Below are 18,194 nucleotides of genomic sequence, written 5' to 3'. Positions count from 1 at the left end.
GCCCGCTACGGCGTCTTGATACCCATCGCCTTCAACGCTTCCAGCATCCGCGCAGGCGGCGCCATCTTGATCTGCGGCGCCGTGCCCGTTTCGAGCAGGCTCTTCAGCCCCGACAGGATTGCGGGCCAGCCGGTGCGGCCGCCGGACAGGATGTCGTCGCTGAGCGGGCGGTCGTGACGTTCGCTCATGGTGAGGCGGACGGCCTCGCCGGCTTGTTCGATCTCGTAAGTCACAAGCGTCGTGCCGAGCTTTGCGACGAGGTCGGGCCAGTTGACGTTCCAAGTTACCGTCAGCTTGTTCGGCGGATCGTATTCGAACACATCGCCCGAGATGTGTTCCGAACCGTCAGGCGCGCGCACGATGAATTTGCCGCCGAGCCTTGGCTCCATCTCAACCGCAAAGCCGGAAAAGTATTTGCGGCTGAACTCGGCGGAGGTCAGCGCCTCCCACACCTTGTCCGGCGTCGCGGCGATGTAAATCGTGTAGACGGTGAGCGGCTTGAACTGGTCGAGGTTCATTTTGCATCGAATCCCTTGTTGAGGGCTGCGCGCGGAATGGCCAGCACCTTGCCGCTTTCCAGCAGGCTCTTGAGACCGGACAGGATCGCCGGCCAGCCGTTGGAGACGGCGCCGAGATATTTGCCGTCTTCGACGAAGCCGTCATGCAGCACCGTCAAACGCACGAGCGAGCCGAACGGTTCGATGGTGAACACGACGCGGGATATCGGCTCACCGCGCAGCTCTTCGTATTTCTGATGCTTGAAGCTGTAGGACAACCGCCGCGGTGGATCGGCCTCGAGGATCTCGCCGGAATCGGTGGTCTCGCCGTCCAGCAGCAGCGCGAAAGGGGAGCCGATTTTCCAGTCGGATCTGACCTCGGCGCCGAACCAGTATTGCTTGCTGAACTCGCTCGATGTCAGCGCCTCCCACAGCCTCTCTGGCGTGGTCTCGATGTAGGTGACATAGACGAATTGCGGCTTACTCATCGCGCTTCTCCAACTGGCGTTTCAACTCGCCGAGTGCGGCGAGCTTGCCGCGCTCGAATTTCTTGATCCAGCGTTCGCCGATCTGGTGGATCGGAACCGGATTGAGATAGTGCAGCTTCTCGCGGCCGTGCCTGAGCGTCGTGACCAGATTGGCCTCTTCCAGAATGACAAGGTGCTTGGTCACCGCCTGGCGCGTCATCGCGAGGCCTTCGCAGAGCTCGTTCAGGGTCTGGCCGTTCCTGGTGTGAAGCCTGTCGAGCAGCGACCGTCGTGACGCATCGGCGAGCGCTTTGAAGACCTCATCCATGGCAGCGATAATAGGCAACCAAATGGTTGCCTGTCAAGATGGTGATGCAGCGCGCGGTGCTCGTGTTCCTGCAGACGCCGGGAGATGAAGACGTGGGGCTGCGGCGCTGGACGGACATTGAGTGTCATGCATTAATGCTCCGAACCGCTCTCAGCGAGTCCTCCCCATGATGTCTCTGCAAGCCTATCTCGCCTTCCTTGCCGCCTGCATCGCGCTGGCGCTCCTGCCCGGTCCGATCGTCACTCTCGTCATCGCCAACGGGCTGCGCCACGGCACGCGTGCGGCGCTGACCAATGTGGCCGGTGCGCAAGCCGGCCTCGCCATCGTCATCGGCATCGTCGCGGTCGGCCTGACCTCGCTGATGGCGACCATGGGCTATTGGTTCGACTGGGTGCGCTTTGCCGGCGCCGCCTATCTGGTCTGGCTCGGCATCAAGCTGATCTGGGCGCCGGTCGAGGGCGTCAACGTGGACGAGCCGCCGGCGCCGCCGCGCGGCGGATTCTTCCTGCAAGGTTTCCTGGTGCTGCTGTCGAACCCGAAGGTGCTGGTGTTCTTCGGCGCCTTCATCCCGCAGTTCATGGACATGAACCGCGACCACTTCCCGCAGGTCGCGCTGCTGGGGGCCACCTTCATGGTCACTGCGGTGATGACGGACGCGCTCTACGCCATCGCGGCCGGGCGCGCCCGTAAGTTCTTTTCGGCTCGCCGCACCCGCATGATGTCGCGCATCTCCGGCGGGTTCATGATCGGCGGCGGCATCTGGCTGGCGCTGACCAGAGCGAAATAATCGCCGTCGGGCTAGTCGACCAGCCTCTCCGCCCTGAGCTCCAGCTCGATCTCCGCAAAAATCCGCGCCAGTCGCTCGGCCCATTGCTGCTGGCCGGACTGGTCGGCGATCAGATCCTGGCGGATCTCGATGCCGGTGTTGACGAGGCCGCGGGCTTCGCCGTGGACGGGGATGGTGTAGTCGGTGAGGTCGTTGACCGCGTAGGGCTCGTTGTCGCCGACGACGAGATCGCTCTCTCTGCGCAGATGCCTGAGCAGCAGCTGCGGCAGCACGGTGTCGCGATTGTAGAGCGCGCCGATGTGCCAGGGACGCGCGACGCCGGCGTAAACGGGGGTGAAGCTGTGCAGTGACACCAGCACCGTCGGCCGCTTGTCGTGCACGCGGCGGTCGATCGCGGCATCGATACGGCGGTGATAGGGCTCGAAAATCTCGCGCCTGCGCGCTTTGCGCTCCTGCTCCGAAATTCCTTCGTTGCGCGGGATCGCGGTTGCTTCGGAAATCACGGGAATCGAGCTCACGGCGGCGGGCGGGCGGTTGCAGTCGATCACAAGCCGCGAATAGCGCTGGGCGATCAGATGCGCGCCCAGCATCTCGGCCAGCCGGTCAGCGACACCCGCGATTCCGATGTCCCAGGCGATATGCCGCGTCAGCTCGCTTTCGGCGACGCCGAGATCGCCCAGCGTACGCGGCAGCACCCGTCCGTAGTGGTCCGAGGTGAGCAAAAAAGGCGATGTCCCTTGCGCATTCACCTCGTGCACCGGAGGGACGTCACCCTCGCTGAGGAGTTGATTGGTCGCCTCGATTGTGTCTAAAGCCATCCTGATTGCCTAATGAAACAGCAGTCACCCCGAAGAATCGGGCGGGATTGCTATAGATTGGTCCGCCCGACATCACCATGATTGCCTGACGATGCCGCTGCTGACGATTCATCACAAGACCGAATATCGCTACATCCGCCCCGTGGCGTTCGGCGAACACAGGATCATGCTGCGTCCGCGCGACGGGCATGATCTGCGCGTGCTCGACTCCAGGCTCGAGATCTCGCCCGAGCCGATGTCGCTGCACTGGATCCACGACGTATTCGGCAATTCCGTCGCGATCGCGAATTTCGACGAGCGCGCGGACGCGCTGGTGTTCGACTGGCACGTCACCGTCGAGCACAATCCGGTCGAGGAGTTCGCGCTGACGCCGGACGACTCGGCCTATTTCTATCCGTTCGCCTATGACGACGAGGAATTTCCCGACCTCGTCCAGTACATCACGCCGCAATATACCGATCCCGAGGGCGAGATCGCGGAATGGGCGCGCGGCTTTCTCGACGAGGACGCGCCGACGCCGACCTTCAAGATCCTGAGCGGCATGACCCACGGCATCCGCGAGCGGTTCAAGTATCGCAAGCGCCACGAACTGGGCACGCAGCATCCGCTCGACACCTTGCAGTCCGGCACCGGAACCTGCCGCGACTACGCGCTGTTCATGATCGAGGCGCTGCGCCATCTCGGCTTCGCCGCACGATTCGTATCCGGCTACATCTTCCTGCCGGAGGATATCGCGCAGCGCCATGTCGGCGGTGGTTCGACGCATGCCTGGGTGCAGGTCTATTTGCCGAGCGCGGGCTGGATCGAGTTCGATCCGACCAACGGCATCGTCGGCACCCGCGACCTCATCCGCGTCGCTGTCGCCCGCGATCCGCGCCAGGCGATCCCGCTGCACGGCGTCTATATCGGCCCTGCGGGCGCGTTCGAGGCCATGGACGTGACCATCAGGGTGGTGTCGGACGAGCAGCGCAGCGACGAGGAGCTCGAGGCGGAGGTTTCGTAGCCGCTCACCGTCGTCGTCCCCTGGCTTTTGCCAGGACGACACTGGAATGTGTGGCGTTGTCGCTCTGCATCATTCGTAGCTATAGAGCCCCCATGACCTCCAATCGTCTTTTCGTTTACGGCACGTTGATGCGCGGCTTCGACCATCCGATGGCGCGGCTGCTTGCGGGCCACGCGGACTTTCTGGGTGAAGCAACTTGCCGCGGCCGGCTCGTTCTGGTGAAGCATTATCCGGGGCTGCTGCTCTCGGATGTGCCGTCCGACCGCGTCCACGGTGAACTCTTCCACCTCCGCGTGCCGGACGAGCTCCTGCGCGAGCTCGACATGTACGAGGCCTGCGGCGAGGGCTTTCCGGAGCCGACCGAATATCTGCGCCAGCTGGTCGACGTAACAGGCGCGGACGGCGCGACGGCACCGGCCTGGACTTACATCTACAACTGGCCCGTCACCGATCTGCCGCGCATCGAATCCGGCCGCTTCCTCGATCACTAGGCCGACAATACTTCCTTCACCGCGCGCACGTCGACCTCACGCTCGACATAGCTCCACTCCTCGGTCCGCCTGAGCATCGCCACCAGCTCTTCGAACAGCGAGGCGTGCGCGGGCGCGAATTCGAACCAGGTCAGGAAATCGAAGGGCCCGCCGAGGTCGCGGCAATGATAGAGCTGGCGCGCGATCGCGGGCAGGAAGCGCAGGCTGCTCGCGATGTGATGCGACTTGTCCTCGAATATCCTGCGGCGCTCTTCCTGGGTCAGATCCCACCAGGCCTGCGACTTGCGGATCGGGATCAGCGCCGCGCTGGTTGCTTCCAGCCGGCCGAGGCCGGCCTGCACGGCCATGAGCTGCTGCTTCTCGGCGCGCTCGGTGTATCGCAAGCTGCTCGCGACACCGACCAGCCGCCAGGCATTGCGCGAGGGCACCAGCGGCAACGCGATGGCCTCGCTGTCGGTGACCGACAGCGCCGGCATGAAGGGCAGGGGCTCGCCCGTCACCGGCGAAATCGAGGTGATGCGCCAACCCCCGCTCTGGCCGCCTCGGAAGGTCCTGAACATGGCCCATGGAAGCGTGGAACCGGGGCGGGTTCAAGGCCTCTGTTAGGCCGGGCTCACGCTCTGCGCGCCCCGGAAGACGGAAGGGCTGTGAACAGCGCGTATAAGCCTGACAAACCTGACTTCTGGACGGGTCGTCCCTATATCCCTGATCCCTTCGCCCGACTCACACGGTTTCGCGTTACACAGAGCCCATGCGCTTCACGCCCCAATTCCTCGACGAGCTGCGTGCCCGGCTTTCGGTCTCCGAAGTCGTGGGCAAGCGCGTCAAGCTGAAGAAGGCGGGGCGGGAGTGGAAGGGGCTGTCGCCGTTCCAGCAGGAGAAGACGCCGTCCTTTTACGTCAACGACCAGAAGGGCTTTTACCACGACTTCTCCTCCGGCAAGCACGGCGACATCATCAGCTTCATGATGGAGACCGACGGCCTGCCGTTCGCGGAGGCCGTGGAGCGGCTCGCCAATATGGCGGGCCTGCCGCTGCCGGCGGTGACGCCGGACGCGGCGCGTCAGGAGCAGCGGCGCCGCTCGCTGCATGACGTGATGGATCTCGCCGCGAAGTTCTTCGCGGAGACGCTGGCCTCGCGCGTCGGCGCCAAGGCGCGCGGCTATCTCGCCGACCGCGCGATCTCGCCGGCGACGCAATTGCAGTTTCGGCTGGGCTATGCGCCGCCCGATCGCTTTGCGCTGAAAGAGCATCTCGGCAAGCTCGGCGTCTCCGTCGACGACATGGTCGAGACCGGCATGCTGGTGGCCGGCAACGACATCCCGGTGCCCTATGATCGCTTCCGCGATCGGGTGATGTTTCCGATCACGGATCTGCGCGGCCGCGTCATCGCCTTCGGCGGGCGCGCGCTGGAGAAGGACGTTCCGGCCAAGTACCTGAACTCGCCGGAGACGCCGCTCTTCCACAAGGGCGACAATCTCTACAACCACCAGACCGCGCGCAAAGCCACCCATGACGGCAGCCCGCTGGTCGTGGTCGAAGGCTATGTCGACGTCATCGCCATGGTCACCGCGGGCTTTGCCGGCAGCGTGGCGCCGCTCGGCACCGCGCTTACCGAAAACCAGCTCGCGCTGCTCTGGAAAATGGCGGACGAGCCGATCCTCTGCTTCGATGGCGACCGCGCCGGCCAGAAGGCGGCGTATCGTGCCGCGGACCTTGCCTTGCCCTTCCTCGCGCCCGGCAAGAGTCTTCGTTTTGCGCTGCTGCCGGAGGGGCAGGACCCCGACGATCTCGTGCGCTCCGGCGGTCGCGGCGCGATCGAGGAGGTGATCGCGGCGGCGCGTCCGCTCGCCGAGATGATCTGGTCACGCGAACTCGAGGGCGGCAATTTCGCCACGCCCGAGCGCCGCGCCGCGCTGGAGGCGCGCATCAAGGAGCTCTCCAACGGCATCCGCGACGAGGTGGTGCGGCGCTATTATCGGCAGGATCTTGCCGAGCGGCTTCAGCGCGCCTTTGCGCCCGAAGGCGGGCGCGGCGGCTTTGGCGGCGGCCGTGGCAATTTCCGCCCCGGCCCCGGCGGCCGCCAGTTTCAGCCCCGCGGTGGGGGAGGCGCGAATCGATTCGGCGGTCAGGGATTTGGTGGAGGCCGCCGCGGCCCGCCCGGTCCGATCCAGCTGCCCTCCGGGCCCTACCAGGCGGCGAGCGCGCAGCTCGCGGCAAGCCCGATCATGCGCGGCCAGCGCAGCGCCATCTCCCGCCGGGAGGCCCTGATCCTGCAAATCCTGATCAACCACCCCTGGCTGCTGCACGATCACCTCGAGGAAGTCGCGGCCCTGGAGCTCGCCCATCCCGAGGTCCATAAGCTCCGGGCCGGCATCATCGCCGCCTTTGCCAACGACCATCACCACTCGCCGGACCCTGGGGAGCTCGCCGAGAAGATGCGCAGCGACCTCGAGAAGGGCGGATTTTCGCAGGCTCTTCAAAGGGTTGAGGGCGGCATCACGACCGCGGCGGTGTGGGGCGCCCGCGAGGGCGCCGCACGGGACGACGTTCTCTCCACCTGGCATCAGCTGGTCGCCTTGCATCGGCAGTACCATTCACTACTTAGAGAGCTGAAAGACGCTGAGATGGCCTTGGGGGATGATCCCAGCGAGGCCAACATGGCGTGGCTGCGCGACGTCAAGGCTCGGATAGGCGAAGTCGATGGCACCGAGGCCCTGATCGAGGGTTTTGGCGAGCTGTCGGGCCGGTTCCAGAAGAGCGTGTGATGAAAGAATCATGCGGACGGCCGGGACCGGAACCGCTAAAAGACTCGCCAAATCCGAGGTTTGGCGGCAAAAACAGGGTTAATCGAGGCTTAACGGTCTTGTAGCACTTTGGCCACCAGGCGGCCGCAGGCAGAACAGACGCGTCAGGAATGAATCCGCGCAATTGCTGTTGGCACTACACCTGCATCCGCTGCGACAAAGAGGCTCTACGAAGCGTTAGGCAAATCCGGCGAGTGAAAGGTCGGGGGTGGCGACAAGAGGTCCGCGCCGCCCTTTCCGTGTCGAGATCTGACGAAGCGAGAGCATCGAGCAACAGGTTCAAGTGATTTCACGCGGGCGCGGCGAACGTCTGTGTGAAACGCGTTTAGGAGCAATGGATGGCCACCAAGGCAAAGACGCTGCAGGCGAAGGACAAGGAAAAAGACGACAAGGCAGCGGACGCGCCGGAGAAGGACTCCCAGGACGCGCCCTCGCCGTTGCTCGATCTGTCCGACGCGGCCGTGAAGAAGATGATCAAGCAGGCCAAGAAGCGCGGCTTCGTGACCTTCGATCAGCTCAACGAAGTTTTGCCGTCCGACCAGACCTCTCCCGAGCAGATCGAGGACATCATGTCCATGCTCTCGGACATGGGCATCAACGTCACCGAAGCCGACGATAGCGAAGGCGAGGAGGACAAGGACGAGAGCGGCGAGGACGAGACCGACAACGAGCTCGTCGAAGTCACCCAGAAGGCCGTCACCGAGGTCAAGAAGAGCGAGCCGGGCGAGCGCACCGACGATCCGGTGCGCATGTATCTGCGCGAGATGGGCACCGTCGAGCTGCTGTCGCGCGAAGGCGAAATCGCGATTGCGAAGCGCATCGAGGCCGGCCGCGAGGCGATGATCGCAGGCCTGTGCGAAAGCCCGCTGACTTTCCAGGCCATCATCATCTGGCGCGACGAGCTCAACGAAGGAAAGATCTTCCTTCGTGACATCATCGATCTCGAAGCCACCTATGCCGGGCCCGACGCCAAGGCCGGCATGAACAATGCGATGATCGCGGGTCCGAACGGCGAGACCGGTGAAGCGTCGGCCGAAGGCGGCCAGGCCACCGGCGCCGCGCCCGCGCATGTCGCGCCGCCCGCCGCACCGCCGGCGCCGACCCCGTTCCGCGCCGCGCCTGCGCCCGGCAATGCCGGCAATGCCGGCGAAGCCGCGAAGGATCCCGCGGAGTCCGCCGCCGAAGCCGACATGGACGAGGACGACGAGTTCGAGAACCAGATGTCGCTTGCGGCGATCGAGGCCGAGCTCAAGCCGAAGGTCGTCGAGATCTTCGACAAGATCGCCGACAGCTACAAGAAGCTGCGCAAGCTGCAAGAGCAGGACATCCAGAACCAGCTCGAGAGCACCTCGCACGGGCCCTCGCTCTCGCCGCACCAGGAGCGCAAATACCGCAAGCTCAAGGACGAGATCATCGTCGAGGTGAAGTCGCTGCGCCTCAACCAGGCGCGTATCGACTCACTCGTCGAGCAGCTCTACGACATCAACAAGCGCCTCGTCTCGCATGAGGGCCGCCTGATGCGCCTTGCCGACAGCCACGGCGTCGCGCGCGAGGACTTCCTGCGCAACTACACCGGCTCGGAGCTCGATCCGCGCTGGCTCAACCGTGTCTCGAAGCTGTCGGCCAAGGGCTGGAAGAACTTCGTCCATCACGAGAAGGACCGCATCAAGGACCTCCGCCACGAGGTGCATCAGCTCGCGGCCCTGACCGGTCTCGAGATCATCGAGTTCCGCAAGATCGTGCACTCGGTGCAGAAGGGCGAGCGCGAAGCCCGCCAGGCCAAGAAGGAGATGGTGGAAGCCAACCTCCGTCTGGTGATCTCGATCGCCAAGAAATACACCAACCGCGGCCTGCAGTTCCTCGACCTGATCCAGGAAGGCAACATCGGCCTGATGAAGGCGGTCGACAAGTTCGAGTACCGCCGCGGCTACAAGTTCTCGACCTACGCCACGTGGTGGATCCGGCAGGCGATCACCCGATCGATCGCCGACCAGGCGCGCACCATCCGCATTCCCGTGCACATGATCGAGACGATCAACAAGATCGTGCGCACCTCGCGCCAGATGCTCAACGAGATCGGCCGCGAGCCCACTCCTGAGGAATTGGCCGAAAAGCTCGGCATGCCGCTGGAGAAAGTGCGAAAAGTCCTCAAGATCGCCAAGGAGCCGCTCTCGCTGGAGACGCCCGTCGGTGACGAAGAGGATTCACACCTCGGTGATTTCATCGAGGACAAGAACGCGATCCTGCCGATCGACGCCGCGATCCAGTCGAACCTGCGCGAAACCACCACGCGCGTGCTGGCCTCGCTCACCCCTCGCGAAGAGCGCGTGCTGCGCATGCGCTTCGGCATCGGCATGAACACCGACCACACGCTGGAAGAAGTCGGCCAGCAGTTTTCGGTGACGAGAGAGCGTATTCGTCAGATCGAAGCGAAGGCACTGCGGAAGCTGAAGCATCCGTCAAGGTCAAGGAAGCTGCGGAGCTTCTTGGATAATTAGACATTGCATGGCTTGGTCTACCGGGACTTTCAAAGCGGCGGGCGCAAGCCCGCCGTTTTTGTTTGGGCCATTGCGCCTTGCTGTTTACGTCGTATGCGGTGTGTGGAGTTGCTAACGCCTTACTCAAAGGGGGAGTGGCTCACTGCGCGCGGCAGCCGAGTGCGAATTTGTTCGCACTGCGGTCTTGCTAACTTCTGGTAGAAACGAATAACCTAACTACCGATATTGGCCTGACGCTCAATATTTTGTGGGAATGCATATCGCTCCAAGAAGCCGTTTCTTGCCATCGATGATCGGAGGCTGTTGTGAAACCACGAGCCGATAAGGATTTGAGCCGCCCCGGTTACACAGAAGCTAGTGAAGAACTTGGCATTCTTGAGCGGCTGTCACAGAGTGTTTGGGTGGCAATCTCTGAGTACAGTAGGCGGCCAAATTTTGATCGTGATACCGGAGAGGTTGAACTCGGAATACATGATTCTAGGCAGGATCAACTTAGAGGTTACAAGGAGCTAGCTCACCATGCCTATGGTCGAACCGTCATTGGTAACAAGATCGATGAAGTCAGAAAGACAACCGAATCGTTTAAGTTTCGAATCACTCAAGCGAATGTTGGTCTGCCAGAGTGCGGGATAATCGCGCGAAATGCGCCTCTCGCCTCGCGGCTCGTCTCAGCGCAAGTCGATGACGAGCGAGAAATTGATCCCGAAGGAACGCGATATTTCAAAATAGAAGAGGCTCGGACATTTGAGGGGCCAACTAGCCTTCACCTGTCCAGCGAGCGTCCAAACTTTCGACGGATGTCTATCTTCGGACGACGGACGGCGGCCGCTATCGTAATTTCGGGGTTGCGTGCGTTTGTCGAAGGAGTTCCTCCAGCTAGATTATTAGAGGATGTTCGACCAAGCGTGAGGCCGGACGGGAGTTCTGATCCCGGTTGGATCGTTGACTGGTCCAGTATCGATCTCGGTGACTCCGATAACCAGTCTCTCAGCCATCAATTTTTCACTCGGACAACGAAGTCTCAAGAAGAAGCCCTTAACAAGCCGGCCGGATTGACTCTTGTCGAGGGAATAGCTGGCGCGGGGAAGACTTCAGTTGCTTTAGGGCGCCTTAAGTTTTTCTCTAACTTCTCAACAGGGGAGAACAAGGAGCACTATGGCTTGGACGGCGTTCCGGCGAGAGATTTCTCACCGGCCGCGATGGTTGGATTCGTTCTCAGCAGAAGCTTGAGGCGATATTTAGTAGACACGGCGCGTGAACTGGACTTGGAACGACTCCCAATACGGGACTTTCAAGAGTACCGTATTCATCTCTCCAATCGATTTGGGCTGACTCGTTCCTTTCGACGAAGCGAAGTGCCGGTGCCCGCGTGTCGCACTCAGCTTGAGTGGTTGCGCGCCGTGGATGCTGCGCTCGCTCGATCGACGGCGGTGAAGCTAGATGCTATCGTCACGAGTACGGCCGAATTGCCGCCCTCCGTTAAGCAGGCGGTGCAGCGTTTCTCTGCGGAGTTGAGAATAGTTGAGCCCCAGGTTGGGACATCGATCTTTCATACAAGCGGCTTAGCGCAACGACTAGTGCAGGATGTCTTGCGCGCAGAGTATCGTGCGCGCGAGGATTCGATACGTGAACAGTCGCGTAGACGGGAGTTTCGCGATCGGTTCGATCTTGAGCGGGAGTTACTGCAGGTTCGTCAGGAAGAGGAGCGGGGTACCTTGACGCCCCTCGTTCGTCAATTGCTTGGCGCGCTAACCGTTGACGCCTTGTTCGCTGAAGCAGTGAATGCGCCTGAATTTTCGAGTCTAGTGAAGACAGCCTTTAACGGCAGTTCAAGCGACGGTGTGGATCAATCCATCGATGAGATTCGGAAGCTTTTTGCCCTGAGAAAAGAGGGTGAAAGAAGAGCGGTGACCGACGCGGATTTATTGGTATTGATTGCCTGCGCTGCCATGATTGCAGATGAATTTGAATATCCAAATGCTCCAAATCATATCTACCGCGTTCGACAGAGTACCGCTGTTTTTATTGATGAAGTGCAGGACTTTACCGAGATAGAAGTATTTTTGATGGGCTTGTCTGCGTCAAAGCGGTATCATCAGATCACACTCTCCGGCGACCTATGTCAGCGGCTTCAATCGAGCGGGTCGAAGACTTTCATGGACCTGTTTCCATCTGTGCCAAGGTCTGGCCGAAACGCTGCCATTTTCTTGAATAAAAATTTTCGGCAGCGCGAGCCCTTAGCTAGGCTGAGTGCCGGATTTAGAAATTTGCTCCAAGGTGATGATCGCTCGAAGTTCGAAGCGTCTGGTGACGCGATACTTCTACATCGCTACTCATCGAATGACGCGATCAAGGCGTTGGTGCTGGACCGATTGTCGTCGATCCATGAGTATGCAACTGTTGCGGTTATCCTTCCAACCGAGGAGGATGCCGCGAAATGGCATGCGCTTCTAGCGCCAGAGTTGGCAACCGGACGGCGGCCAGCATCGCTCTCCCGGCGAGAAGATTTGACGGGTAGATTTGATATCCATTTTACGCACGTGTACGAGACAAAAGGTTTGGAGTTTGATGTTGTGATCATACCCGACTTGAGTGCGTTCGATCTTTTAAGCGAGATAGGTCGCAATCAAGCATACGTGGCGATCAGCCGGCCGAAGCACTCTCTTTTTCTTGGTTGCCGCGTCGATGTGCGTGGCCACAAGGAAATTACGACCTTGGCAGACAGCGGTCTTCTTCGGGCAGTTGCAATTGGCTAGCGATGCGCCTGAGTTCCGTCCCCACTTAAGCATCTGGTACAACACCCGTTGCCCCGTCTGCGATGCCGGCATCGACTGGCAGCGCAACAAGCTGCTGGCGCTGGTGCGCACGGGTACGGTCGAGTTCAGGGATATCAACGAGCAGCCCGATGCGCTGGCGCGCTTTGGCGCCACGCTCGACGACACTAGGCGCCGCCTGCATGCGACCGATGAGGCCGGCCAGCTCATCGTCGGCGCGGATGTTGCGGTTGCGCTGTGGAGGCTGACGCCGGGGGAGGGGTGGCTTGCGGGGTTGTTCGGCAATCGCGTGGCGCTGCCGTTCACCCGGTTCTTCTATGACCGGTTTGCCGATCTGCTGTTTGCCTGGAACAGGTGGAGCGGGCGCTGGTGAGCGCCTGCCTGGGTCGACCTATTTCTTCTTCGCGCCGACCCGCTCGAGGTTCTTGATCTCCAGCGCCGGGCGGCCGGATTTCTCGGCGATCTCGCGGTCCTGCTCCATGATGAAGGCGCGGGCCGGCTCGTCGCCGTCGAGGCCGCCGAGCAATTCGGCGGGCACGCGCCGGTTGGAGCGTTGGGAGCCGTCTTCATAGAAGACGTTGAAAAAGGCGAACTCGCCCTTGGGATTGGTTCCGGGTTTTTTGGCCATGGCCGGCTTTTCGTCGATCAGGGGGCCATAGTCAAATGACTTTGGCAGGTTTCCGGAGGCCGGCTGCGGGCCCTGCAGTGGCAGAACCGGCTGCGCGCTCGATCGACGAACCCGTTTGCGAGGCGCCTGGATGTCGGGTGGAAGCGTCCAACGCTTCGTAAACCCGATGCGCTCCTTCGAGGAGACCCTTGCCTCACCCTTGCCTCAACAAACGGCGGGCCGCGAAGCCCGCCGTTTATTTTGGTCTTCAGCGTCGCCCGGGGCTGGCGGGGCGACAACCTAGAATAGAAGATTATAACTCGCGCCATGCCGTGGCAAGGCAAATCGTTGACGCTGTGATGTCGCAGCGAGCGCATCAGATATGCAGTGGTCGCGACATCGCGTTTCGCAAAGCAATTGCTTGGATGGCAAGATCACTTCGTTAATATTCCCTGCTCTCGCAATGCAGCGACCGGTACCCGCCTTGTCAGAAAGTGCGTTTGCCTGCACGTATTCCCGCGTGCGTGCAGAAGCTGCGACCTAACATATGTTAATCTGCTTTCGCCCTTCACGCTGTTCCCATCACGTTGCGCGTGCCGCATGCACCGTTCTCACGGTGCCACCAGCTCCACGCGTCGGTTCAGCGCGCGGCCGGCGTCCGAAGTGTTGGATCCGACCGGCGCCAGCAATCCAACGCCGGCAGTGCGCAATCGCGGCTGCGCGATGCGAAAGTTCTTCACCAGCTCGGCTGCGACTGCATCGGCGCGGCGCTTCGACAGGTCGAGATTGTACTCGTAGGCGCCCTGGCTGTCGGTGTGGCCGACGATGAAGACGTTGAGCTGCGGCTGGCTCGTCAGCAGCTTTGCGATCTGCTCCAGCGTCGGGCGGCTTTCCGGTTTGAGCACGGCCTTGTCGGTATCGAAATAGATGCCATAGAGCGCGATGTGGCCGGTCTCGCCAAGCCCCTTCGCCATCGCGGCGGCGTCCACCATCTTGTTCGCGATCGCGCCGAGCTCGGCGACGGTGACCTGCGCGGTGATGTCCTGATTGTTCTGGCTGACGAGGACGCTGGCAAAGGTCTCGCGCCCGCCCTCGATCTTGCGGCCGGCGTAGTAACGATAGTTGAAACCATCGACCCACATCTGCGGCACCGGTAGCGTGTCGATGGCTTCGGTAAAGGCAATGGCGCCGCAGGCATCGGTGTCGCAGGCGAGCAGGGTCTCGAAGCCGGCTTTGGCAAGCTGCGTCTCGAAATTGCGCGACACTTCCAGGATCGAGGGGCCGGGATTGGTGCGATAGGCGATGCGGACAACGCGGCCCTCGAGCCGCCGCGCATCGACGGGCTGGCCGTCCTTGAAGGGAGCCGCCTGCATCCGTGCCGCGTCACAATCCTTGATCACATAGCCGGTGATGACGCTGCCGGCGAACCGGCCGATGCCGGGATAGTCGCGGCCGCCGGCGACATCGCGCGTCTGTGCGGAAGCGGCCATCACGGTGAGGGAGAGCAAGGCGAGGGCGGCGAGCATCCGGCGCGACATGGACATAAGAATGGACATGGGCATAGGCATGGGCATGGACACCTCGATCGGTTGCGGAGGGGCGAGTGCATTTGATTTGTCGCAGGCAGGATGCGATCGGTTCTGGCGAGGATTTGCCGCTTTGACGCGAATCCGGTTCCCGGGCATGATCGCGCGCTGCTTCCCGCGCTCATTCCCTGTAGGATTTTTCCGAATGTCGAAATACGCCCTGGCCATCGCCTTCATCGCCTGTCTGGCCAGTGGATCGGCGCAGGCCGCGCGCTGCGGCGGCGACTTCAATAGCTTTGTCGCCAGCATGGCCTCGGAAGCGCAAGCCGCCGGCGTCTCGGCGAGCGTGACCAGCGCGGCGCTCAGCGGTGTGCAGCAGGACGGCGCGGTGCTCGCCTTCGACCGGCGCCAGCGCTACACCTTCAACAAGAGCTTTGAGCAGTACGTCTCGACTCGCGTCGGCCCCGGCCGCATCAATGGCGGCCGCGCGATGTTGCAGCGCCACGCCGCGCTGCTCTCGCGCATCGAGCAGCAGTTCGGCGTGCCCCGCTATATCCTGGTTGCGATCTGGGGGCTGGAGAGCGATTTCGGCAAGGGCGACATCGGCAAGATGCCGGTGATCCGCACGCTGGCAACGCTCGCGCATGATTGCCGCCGCACGGAGCTGTTCCAGGGCGAGCTGCTCGCCGCGCTGAAGATCGTACAGCGCGGCGACCTGCCGCTGCGCGACCTGATCGGCGCCTTTGCCGGCGAGATCGGCCAGACTCAGTTCCTGCCGTCGTCCTACATCAAGTATGGCGTTGATTTCGACGGCGACGGCCACGTCGATCTCCGCCACAGCGTCCCCGACGTGCTCGCCTCGACCGCGAACCTGCTCCACACCAGCGGCTTCAAGATGGGCCAACCCTACGGCGAAGGCACCGCCAATTTCGAGGCCATGCGCGAATGGAACAGGGCGGTGATCTATCGCAAGACGATCGGGTATTTTGCCGATCGGCTGGCGGGGCAGTGAGGGGCGTGATGCCTCTCCGCCGTCGTCCTGGCGAACGCCAGGACCCATTACCCCAGGCGGGAATCGTTACAACGACTCGCAGTCACGTGCTGAGTAACTGCCAGTCTTCGCCAAACTGAATTCGGTGGCTATGGGTCCTGGCTTTCGCCAGGACGACAGCGGCGGGTGTGGCGCCTGGCATCGTGCAATTCGACGGCGCCCCTCACTTCGTCCCCTTCGCCATCCTCTCCAGCTTGCGCTGCAACGGGGCCCAGTACGTTGCCGGGCGGAAGCGCTGCAGGAGATCCATGAAGCGGGCGTCGTTGCCGATCAGGATGCGCGGCTCGTTTCTCTCGATGCCCCTGATGATGCGCAGCGCGGCATCTCGCGGCGTGGTCTTTGCTGCGTTCTCGAACCGCTCGATCGATTGCGACCGGCGCGCATTGTCGGTGACGCCGACCCCGGTGCGCGAATTGCGGGCGATGGCGGTCGCGACGCCGCCGGGATGCACGACCGACAGCCTGACAGGGCTATCCGCCATGGCAAGCTCGTGCCGCACGCTCTCGGAAAAGCCGCGCACCGCGAATTTCGCCGCGGCATAGGCCGACTGTCCTGGCGGGGCGATGATGCCGAAGATCGAGGACAGGTTGACGATGTGCGCCTCGCCCATCGTCTTCAGATGCGGCAGGAAGGCGCGCGTGCCGTGCACCACGCCCCAGAAATTGATGTCGAACAGCCAGTCCATCTGCGCCTGGTCGATCTCCTCGAACGAGCCCATCAGCGCCACGCCGGCATTGTTGATGACGATGCCGAGCGCGGGATGCGCGGTGGTCGCCTCACGCGCGAACTGCGCGATGTCGTCGGGCTCGCTGACGTCGACGCGATGCAGGCTGACCTTGCATGCGGCTCCGATCCCGGCGGCAAGCGTTTTCAGCCCGGCCTCGTCGCGATCGGCGAGCGCGAGATCGCAGCCGCACCGCGCAAGCTCGCTCGCGAGCGCGCGGCCGATGCCGCTTGCCGCTCCGGTGATGGCGGCGGCGCCGCGGATCGATGTCATGATATCCCCCGTCAAGCCTTTCGAGCGGAACTATGCTTTACATTTTTTCATATTGGAACCGAACCGCATCGCTGTTCCCACCTTAACGTACGTTACTTCATGAAGACAGGCAGCATTGGGAGCCGCCGATGGGACAAGCAAAGCCGTTTCGAGCCACCGCACTGATCGTTGAAGACGACCTCATGCAGAGGGAGATGCTCAGCCTTCTTCTCGAAGAAAGCGGCTACGACGTCATCCAGTGCGAGAGCGCCGAGGCGGCCGAGCTGGTGCTGGAGAAGAGCGCCGGGGCGCTCTGCCTGATGATGACGGACGTGCAGCTTGCGGGCCGCATGAACGGGGTCGAGCTCGCGCATGTCGCCAAGGACCGCAACCCGAAGCTCGACATCGTCGTCACCTCCGGCCGCCCCTTGATGCAGTCCTTGCCGAACGGCGCAAAGTTCTGGGCCAAGCCCTGGGCGCCGCTCGACGTGCTCCGGGAAGCCGAGATCGCGCAGCTGTCCTGACGATCGATCCGGCAGGTTGGCTTTCATGGTCCGGGGCGCGGTGATAAGGTCGGTCCATGACCTTGTCCTTCCTGCTCACCTCGCTGATCGTCGTCGCCTCGCCCGGCACCGGCGTGCTCTACACACTGGCGGCCGCGCTGACCCGCGGCTCGCGCGCGAGCATCGCGGCCGCCTTCGGCTGTACCCTCGGCATCGTGCCGCACATGACGGCCGCGATGCTGGGGCTCGCCGCCGTGCTCCACACCAGCGCGCTCGCCTTCGCCGCGCTGAAATGGTGCGGCGTTGCCTATCTGCTCTACATGTCCTGGCAGGCGCTGCGCGAGACCGGGGCGCTGGCGGTCGACGGCGAGATCCGCGAGCGTTCAGCTGGCCGCGTGATCGTGACCGGCTTCCTGATCAACATCCTCAATCCGAAGCTGTCGATCTTCTTCCTGGCCTTCCTGCCGCAGTTCATCGCCGCTGACGAAGCCCCTGTGCTGGCGCCGATGCTGGAATTGAGCGGCGCCTTCATGGCGATGACGTTTGCGGTGTTCGTGGTCTACGGCCTCTGCGCAGCCTCGGTGCGGGAGCGCGTCATCTCCCGCCCGCGTGTCATGGCCTGGCTGCGCCGCAGCTTTGCCGCCGGCTTCGCCGCGCTCGGCGCCAAGCTGGCGTTCGCGGAGCGGTAGCTTCTCCAGCCAACAAGGGCGGGAGCCAATAAAAAAGCGGGCCTTGCGCCCGCCGTCTTCAAACTCACAATTGCTGCCCGACGCCCGGGCGGAGCGTGCTCCACCCGGGCAAAGAATAAGAAGCCTCGTTACTTCTTCTTCGCTGCCTTCTTGGCCTTTTTCTTCGTCGCCTTCTTCGCCTTCTTCGCTTTCTTAGCCATAGGATCCTCTTCAGGGTTAATGGTGAAACGCGACACGAGGGATGCTCGGCGGAGGGCCAGCCTCGCAACATCCTCGACGACGAACTCAGCAGATTCGCGCGCTTCTGCCCCGCGCTGTCACATCCGTGTCATCGCGTTATCCACAGCTCAGATGCATTTTCGGGTGATTTTGG

General features: G+C 62.5%; 18 protein-coding genes. 10 read left to right on the top strand and 8 right to left on the bottom strand.

Going from position 1 to position 18,194, the window contains the following annotated elements; translation table 11 throughout:
- Positions 1-5: 5 nt before the first annotated feature.
- Genes AC0L3P_RS27055 through AC0L3P_RS27045 form a run of 3 tightly spaced genes read right to left on the bottom strand, consistent with a single transcriptional unit; the run spans position 6 to position 1,292 of the window.
- A complete protein-coding gene (locus AC0L3P_RS27055) occupies positions 6-518 on the bottom strand; it encodes an SRPBCC family protein (protein WP_473306581.1) in 513 nt (170 codons plus the stop codon).
- Positions 515-985 (bottom strand): SRPBCC family protein, encoded by a 471-nt coding sequence (locus AC0L3P_RS27050; protein ID WP_473306579.1) that lies wholly within the window; start codon positions 983-985, stop codon positions 515-517. The genes AC0L3P_RS27055 and AC0L3P_RS27050 overlap by 4 nt, the downstream gene beginning before the upstream one ends.
- A complete protein-coding gene (locus AC0L3P_RS27045; protein WP_354062022.1) occupies positions 978-1,292 on the bottom strand; it encodes an ArsR/SmtB family transcription factor in 315 nt (104 codons plus the stop codon). Before AC0L3P_RS27045 ends, AC0L3P_RS27050 begins: the two co-directional genes overlap by 8 nt.
- Before the next feature lie 166 nt (positions 1,293-1,458).
- Here AC0L3P_RS27045 and AC0L3P_RS27040 point away from each other — a divergent pair, with 166 nt between their 5' ends.
- The gene (locus AC0L3P_RS27040; protein ID WP_085384410.1) at positions 1,459-2,079 is read left to right on the top strand and encodes a LysE family translocator; all 621 of its coding nucleotides are present in this window, start codon (positions 1,459-1,461) and stop codon (positions 2,077-2,079) included.
- Between the two features lie 11 nt (positions 2,080-2,090).
- Here AC0L3P_RS27040 and AC0L3P_RS27035 read toward each other — a convergent pair whose 3' ends face one another.
- The gene (locus tag AC0L3P_RS27035; protein ID WP_473306575.1) at positions 2,091-2,897 is read right to left on the bottom strand and encodes an N-formylglutamate amidohydrolase; all 807 of its coding nucleotides are present in this window, start codon (positions 2,895-2,897) and stop codon (positions 2,091-2,093) included.
- A 91-nt stretch (positions 2,898-2,988) separates the two neighbouring features.
- On the opposite strand from AC0L3P_RS27035, the gene AC0L3P_RS27030 reads away from it, so the two are divergent.
- Positions 2,989-3,900 (top strand): transglutaminase family protein, encoded by a 912-nt coding sequence (locus tag AC0L3P_RS27030; protein WP_473306573.1) that lies wholly within the window; start codon positions 2,989-2,991, stop codon positions 3,898-3,900.
- A 92-nt stretch (positions 3,901-3,992) separates the two neighbouring features.
- Positions 3,993-4,391 carry a gamma-glutamylcyclotransferase family protein gene (locus AC0L3P_RS27025; RefSeq protein WP_473306570.1) on the top strand — a complete coding sequence of 133 codons (399 nt, stop codon included), beginning with the start codon at positions 3,993-3,995 and terminating at the stop codon, positions 4,389-4,391.
- Here the strand turns inward: AC0L3P_RS27025 and AC0L3P_RS27020 are convergent.
- Positions 4,388-4,951 carry a chlorite dismutase family protein gene (locus AC0L3P_RS27020; RefSeq protein ID WP_473306566.1) on the bottom strand — a complete coding sequence of 188 codons (564 nt, stop codon included), beginning with the start codon at positions 4,949-4,951 and terminating at the stop codon, positions 4,388-4,390. The genes AC0L3P_RS27025 and AC0L3P_RS27020 overlap by 4 nt on opposite strands.
- A gap of 191 nt (positions 4,952-5,142) precedes the next feature.
- On the opposite strand from AC0L3P_RS27020, the gene dnaG reads away from it, so the two are divergent.
- From dnaG to AC0L3P_RS27000, 4 genes are all read left to right on the top strand, one after another.
- On the top strand, positions 5,143-7,158 hold the full coding sequence (gene dnaG / locus AC0L3P_RS27015) for a DNA primase (RefSeq protein ID WP_473306564.1): 2,016 nt from the start codon (positions 5,143-5,145) through the stop codon (positions 7,156-7,158).
- Positions 7,159-7,535: 377 nt separating this feature from the next.
- Entirely contained in the window at positions 7,536-9,695 is a 2,160-nt protein-coding gene (gene rpoD / locus AC0L3P_RS27010) for an RNA polymerase sigma factor RpoD (protein ID WP_473306561.1), read from the top strand.
- Between the two features lie 305 nt (positions 9,696-10,000).
- On the top strand, positions 10,001-12,451 hold the full coding sequence (locus AC0L3P_RS27005; RefSeq protein ID WP_473306558.1) for a helicase domain-containing protein: 2,451 nt from the start codon (positions 10,001-10,003) through the stop codon (positions 12,449-12,451).
- The gene (locus AC0L3P_RS27000) at positions 12,444-12,842 is read left to right on the top strand and encodes a thiol-disulfide oxidoreductase DCC family protein (RefSeq protein WP_473306556.1); all 399 of its coding nucleotides are present in this window, start codon (positions 12,444-12,446) and stop codon (positions 12,840-12,842) included. The genes AC0L3P_RS27005 and AC0L3P_RS27000 overlap by 8 nt, the downstream gene beginning before the upstream one ends.
- Positions 12,843-12,860: 18 nt before the next feature.
- Here AC0L3P_RS27000 and AC0L3P_RS26995 read toward each other — a convergent pair whose 3' ends face one another.
- The gene (locus AC0L3P_RS26995; protein ID WP_007596614.1) at positions 12,861-13,097 is read right to left on the bottom strand and encodes a hypothetical protein; all 237 of its coding nucleotides are present in this window, start codon (positions 13,095-13,097) and stop codon (positions 12,861-12,863) included.
- A gap of 590 nt (positions 13,098-13,687) precedes the next feature.
- Positions 13,688-14,632, bottom strand: a complete 945-nt coding sequence (locus AC0L3P_RS26990) for an OmpA family protein (protein ID WP_473306554.1) — start codon at positions 14,630-14,632, stop codon at positions 13,688-13,690.
- Between the two features lie 175 nt (positions 14,633-14,807).
- On the opposite strand from AC0L3P_RS26990, the gene AC0L3P_RS26985 reads away from it, so the two are divergent.
- On the top strand, positions 14,808-15,614 hold the full coding sequence (locus AC0L3P_RS26985; protein WP_275173586.1) for a lytic murein transglycosylase: 807 nt from the start codon (positions 14,808-14,810) through the stop codon (positions 15,612-15,614).
- A 202-nt stretch (positions 15,615-15,816) separates the two neighbouring features.
- Here AC0L3P_RS26985 and AC0L3P_RS26980 read toward each other — a convergent pair whose 3' ends face one another.
- Positions 15,817-16,650 (bottom strand): SDR family NAD(P)-dependent oxidoreductase, encoded by an 834-nt coding sequence (locus tag AC0L3P_RS26980; protein ID WP_473306551.1) that lies wholly within the window; start codon positions 16,648-16,650, stop codon positions 15,817-15,819.
- Positions 16,651-16,778: 128 nt separating this feature from the next.
- On the opposite strand from AC0L3P_RS26980, the gene AC0L3P_RS26975 reads away from it, so the two are divergent.
- Both AC0L3P_RS26975 and AC0L3P_RS26970 read left to right on the top strand, forming a co-directional pair.
- Positions 16,779-17,153 (top strand): response regulator, encoded by a 375-nt coding sequence (locus AC0L3P_RS26975; RefSeq protein ID WP_473306549.1) that lies wholly within the window; start codon positions 16,779-16,781, stop codon positions 17,151-17,153.
- Positions 17,154-17,209: 56 nt separating this feature from the next.
- A complete protein-coding gene (locus AC0L3P_RS26970; RefSeq protein WP_473306545.1) occupies positions 17,210-17,821 on the top strand; it encodes a LysE family translocator in 612 nt (203 codons plus the stop codon).
- Positions 17,822-18,194 lie beyond the last annotated feature (373 nt).

It is taken from the genome of Bradyrhizobium sp. WSM4874 (assembly GCF_055811835.1).
Note: the sequence above shows the minus strand (reverse complement) of the source record. Positions and strands in the feature narration are given on the sequence as shown.

What these genes read in the sequence shown, in the direction of transcription:
- AC0L3P_RS27055 (WP_473306581.1), bottom strand. Translation starts at nt 518, where the DNA reads ATGAACCTCGACCAGTTCAAGCCGCTCACCGTCTACACGATTTACATC.
- AC0L3P_RS27050 (WP_473306579.1), bottom strand. Translation starts at nt 985, where the DNA reads ATGAGTAAGCCGCAATTCGTCTATGTCACCTACATCGAGACCACGCCA.
- AC0L3P_RS27045 (WP_354062022.1), bottom strand. Translation starts at nt 1,292, where the DNA reads ATGGATGAGGTCTTCAAAGCGCTCGCCGATGCGTCACGACGGTCGCTG.
- AC0L3P_RS27040 (WP_085384410.1), top strand. Translation starts at nt 1,459, where the DNA reads ATGATGTCTCTGCAAGCCTATCTCGCCTTCCTTGCCGCCTGCATCGCG.
- AC0L3P_RS27035 (WP_473306575.1), bottom strand. Translation starts at nt 2,897, where the DNA reads ATGGCTTTAGACACAATCGAGGCGACCAATCAACTCCTCAGCGAGGGT.
- AC0L3P_RS27030 (WP_473306573.1), top strand. Translation starts at nt 2,989, where the DNA reads ATGCCGCTGCTGACGATTCATCACAAGACCGAATATCGCTACATCCGC.
- AC0L3P_RS27025 (WP_473306570.1), top strand. Translation starts at nt 3,993, where the DNA reads ATGACCTCCAATCGTCTTTTCGTTTACGGCACGTTGATGCGCGGCTTC.
- AC0L3P_RS27020 (WP_473306566.1), bottom strand. Translation starts at nt 4,951, where the DNA reads ATGTTCAGGACCTTCCGAGGCGGCCAGAGCGGGGGTTGGCGCATCACC.
- dnaG (WP_473306564.1), top strand. Translation starts at nt 5,143, where the DNA reads ATGCGCTTCACGCCCCAATTCCTCGACGAGCTGCGTGCCCGGCTTTCG.
- rpoD (WP_473306561.1), top strand. Translation starts at nt 7,536, where the DNA reads ATGGCCACCAAGGCAAAGACGCTGCAGGCGAAGGACAAGGAAAAAGAC.
- AC0L3P_RS26995 (WP_007596614.1), bottom strand. Translation starts at nt 13,097, where the DNA reads ATGGCCAAAAAACCCGGAACCAATCCCAAGGGCGAGTTCGCCTTTTTC.
- AC0L3P_RS26990 (WP_473306554.1), bottom strand. Translation starts at nt 14,632, where the DNA reads ATGTCCATTCTTATGTCCATGTCGCGCCGGATGCTCGCCGCCCTCGCC.
- AC0L3P_RS26985 (WP_275173586.1), top strand. Translation starts at nt 14,808, where the DNA reads ATGTCGAAATACGCCCTGGCCATCGCCTTCATCGCCTGTCTGGCCAGT.
- AC0L3P_RS26980 (WP_473306551.1), bottom strand. Translation starts at nt 16,650, where the DNA reads ATGACATCGATCCGCGGCGCCGCCGCCATCACCGGAGCGGCAAGCGGC.
- AC0L3P_RS26975 (WP_473306549.1), top strand. Translation starts at nt 16,779, where the DNA reads ATGGGACAAGCAAAGCCGTTTCGAGCCACCGCACTGATCGTTGAAGAC.
- AC0L3P_RS26970 (WP_473306545.1), top strand. Translation starts at nt 17,210, where the DNA reads ATGACCTTGTCCTTCCTGCTCACCTCGCTGATCGTCGTCGCCTCGCCC.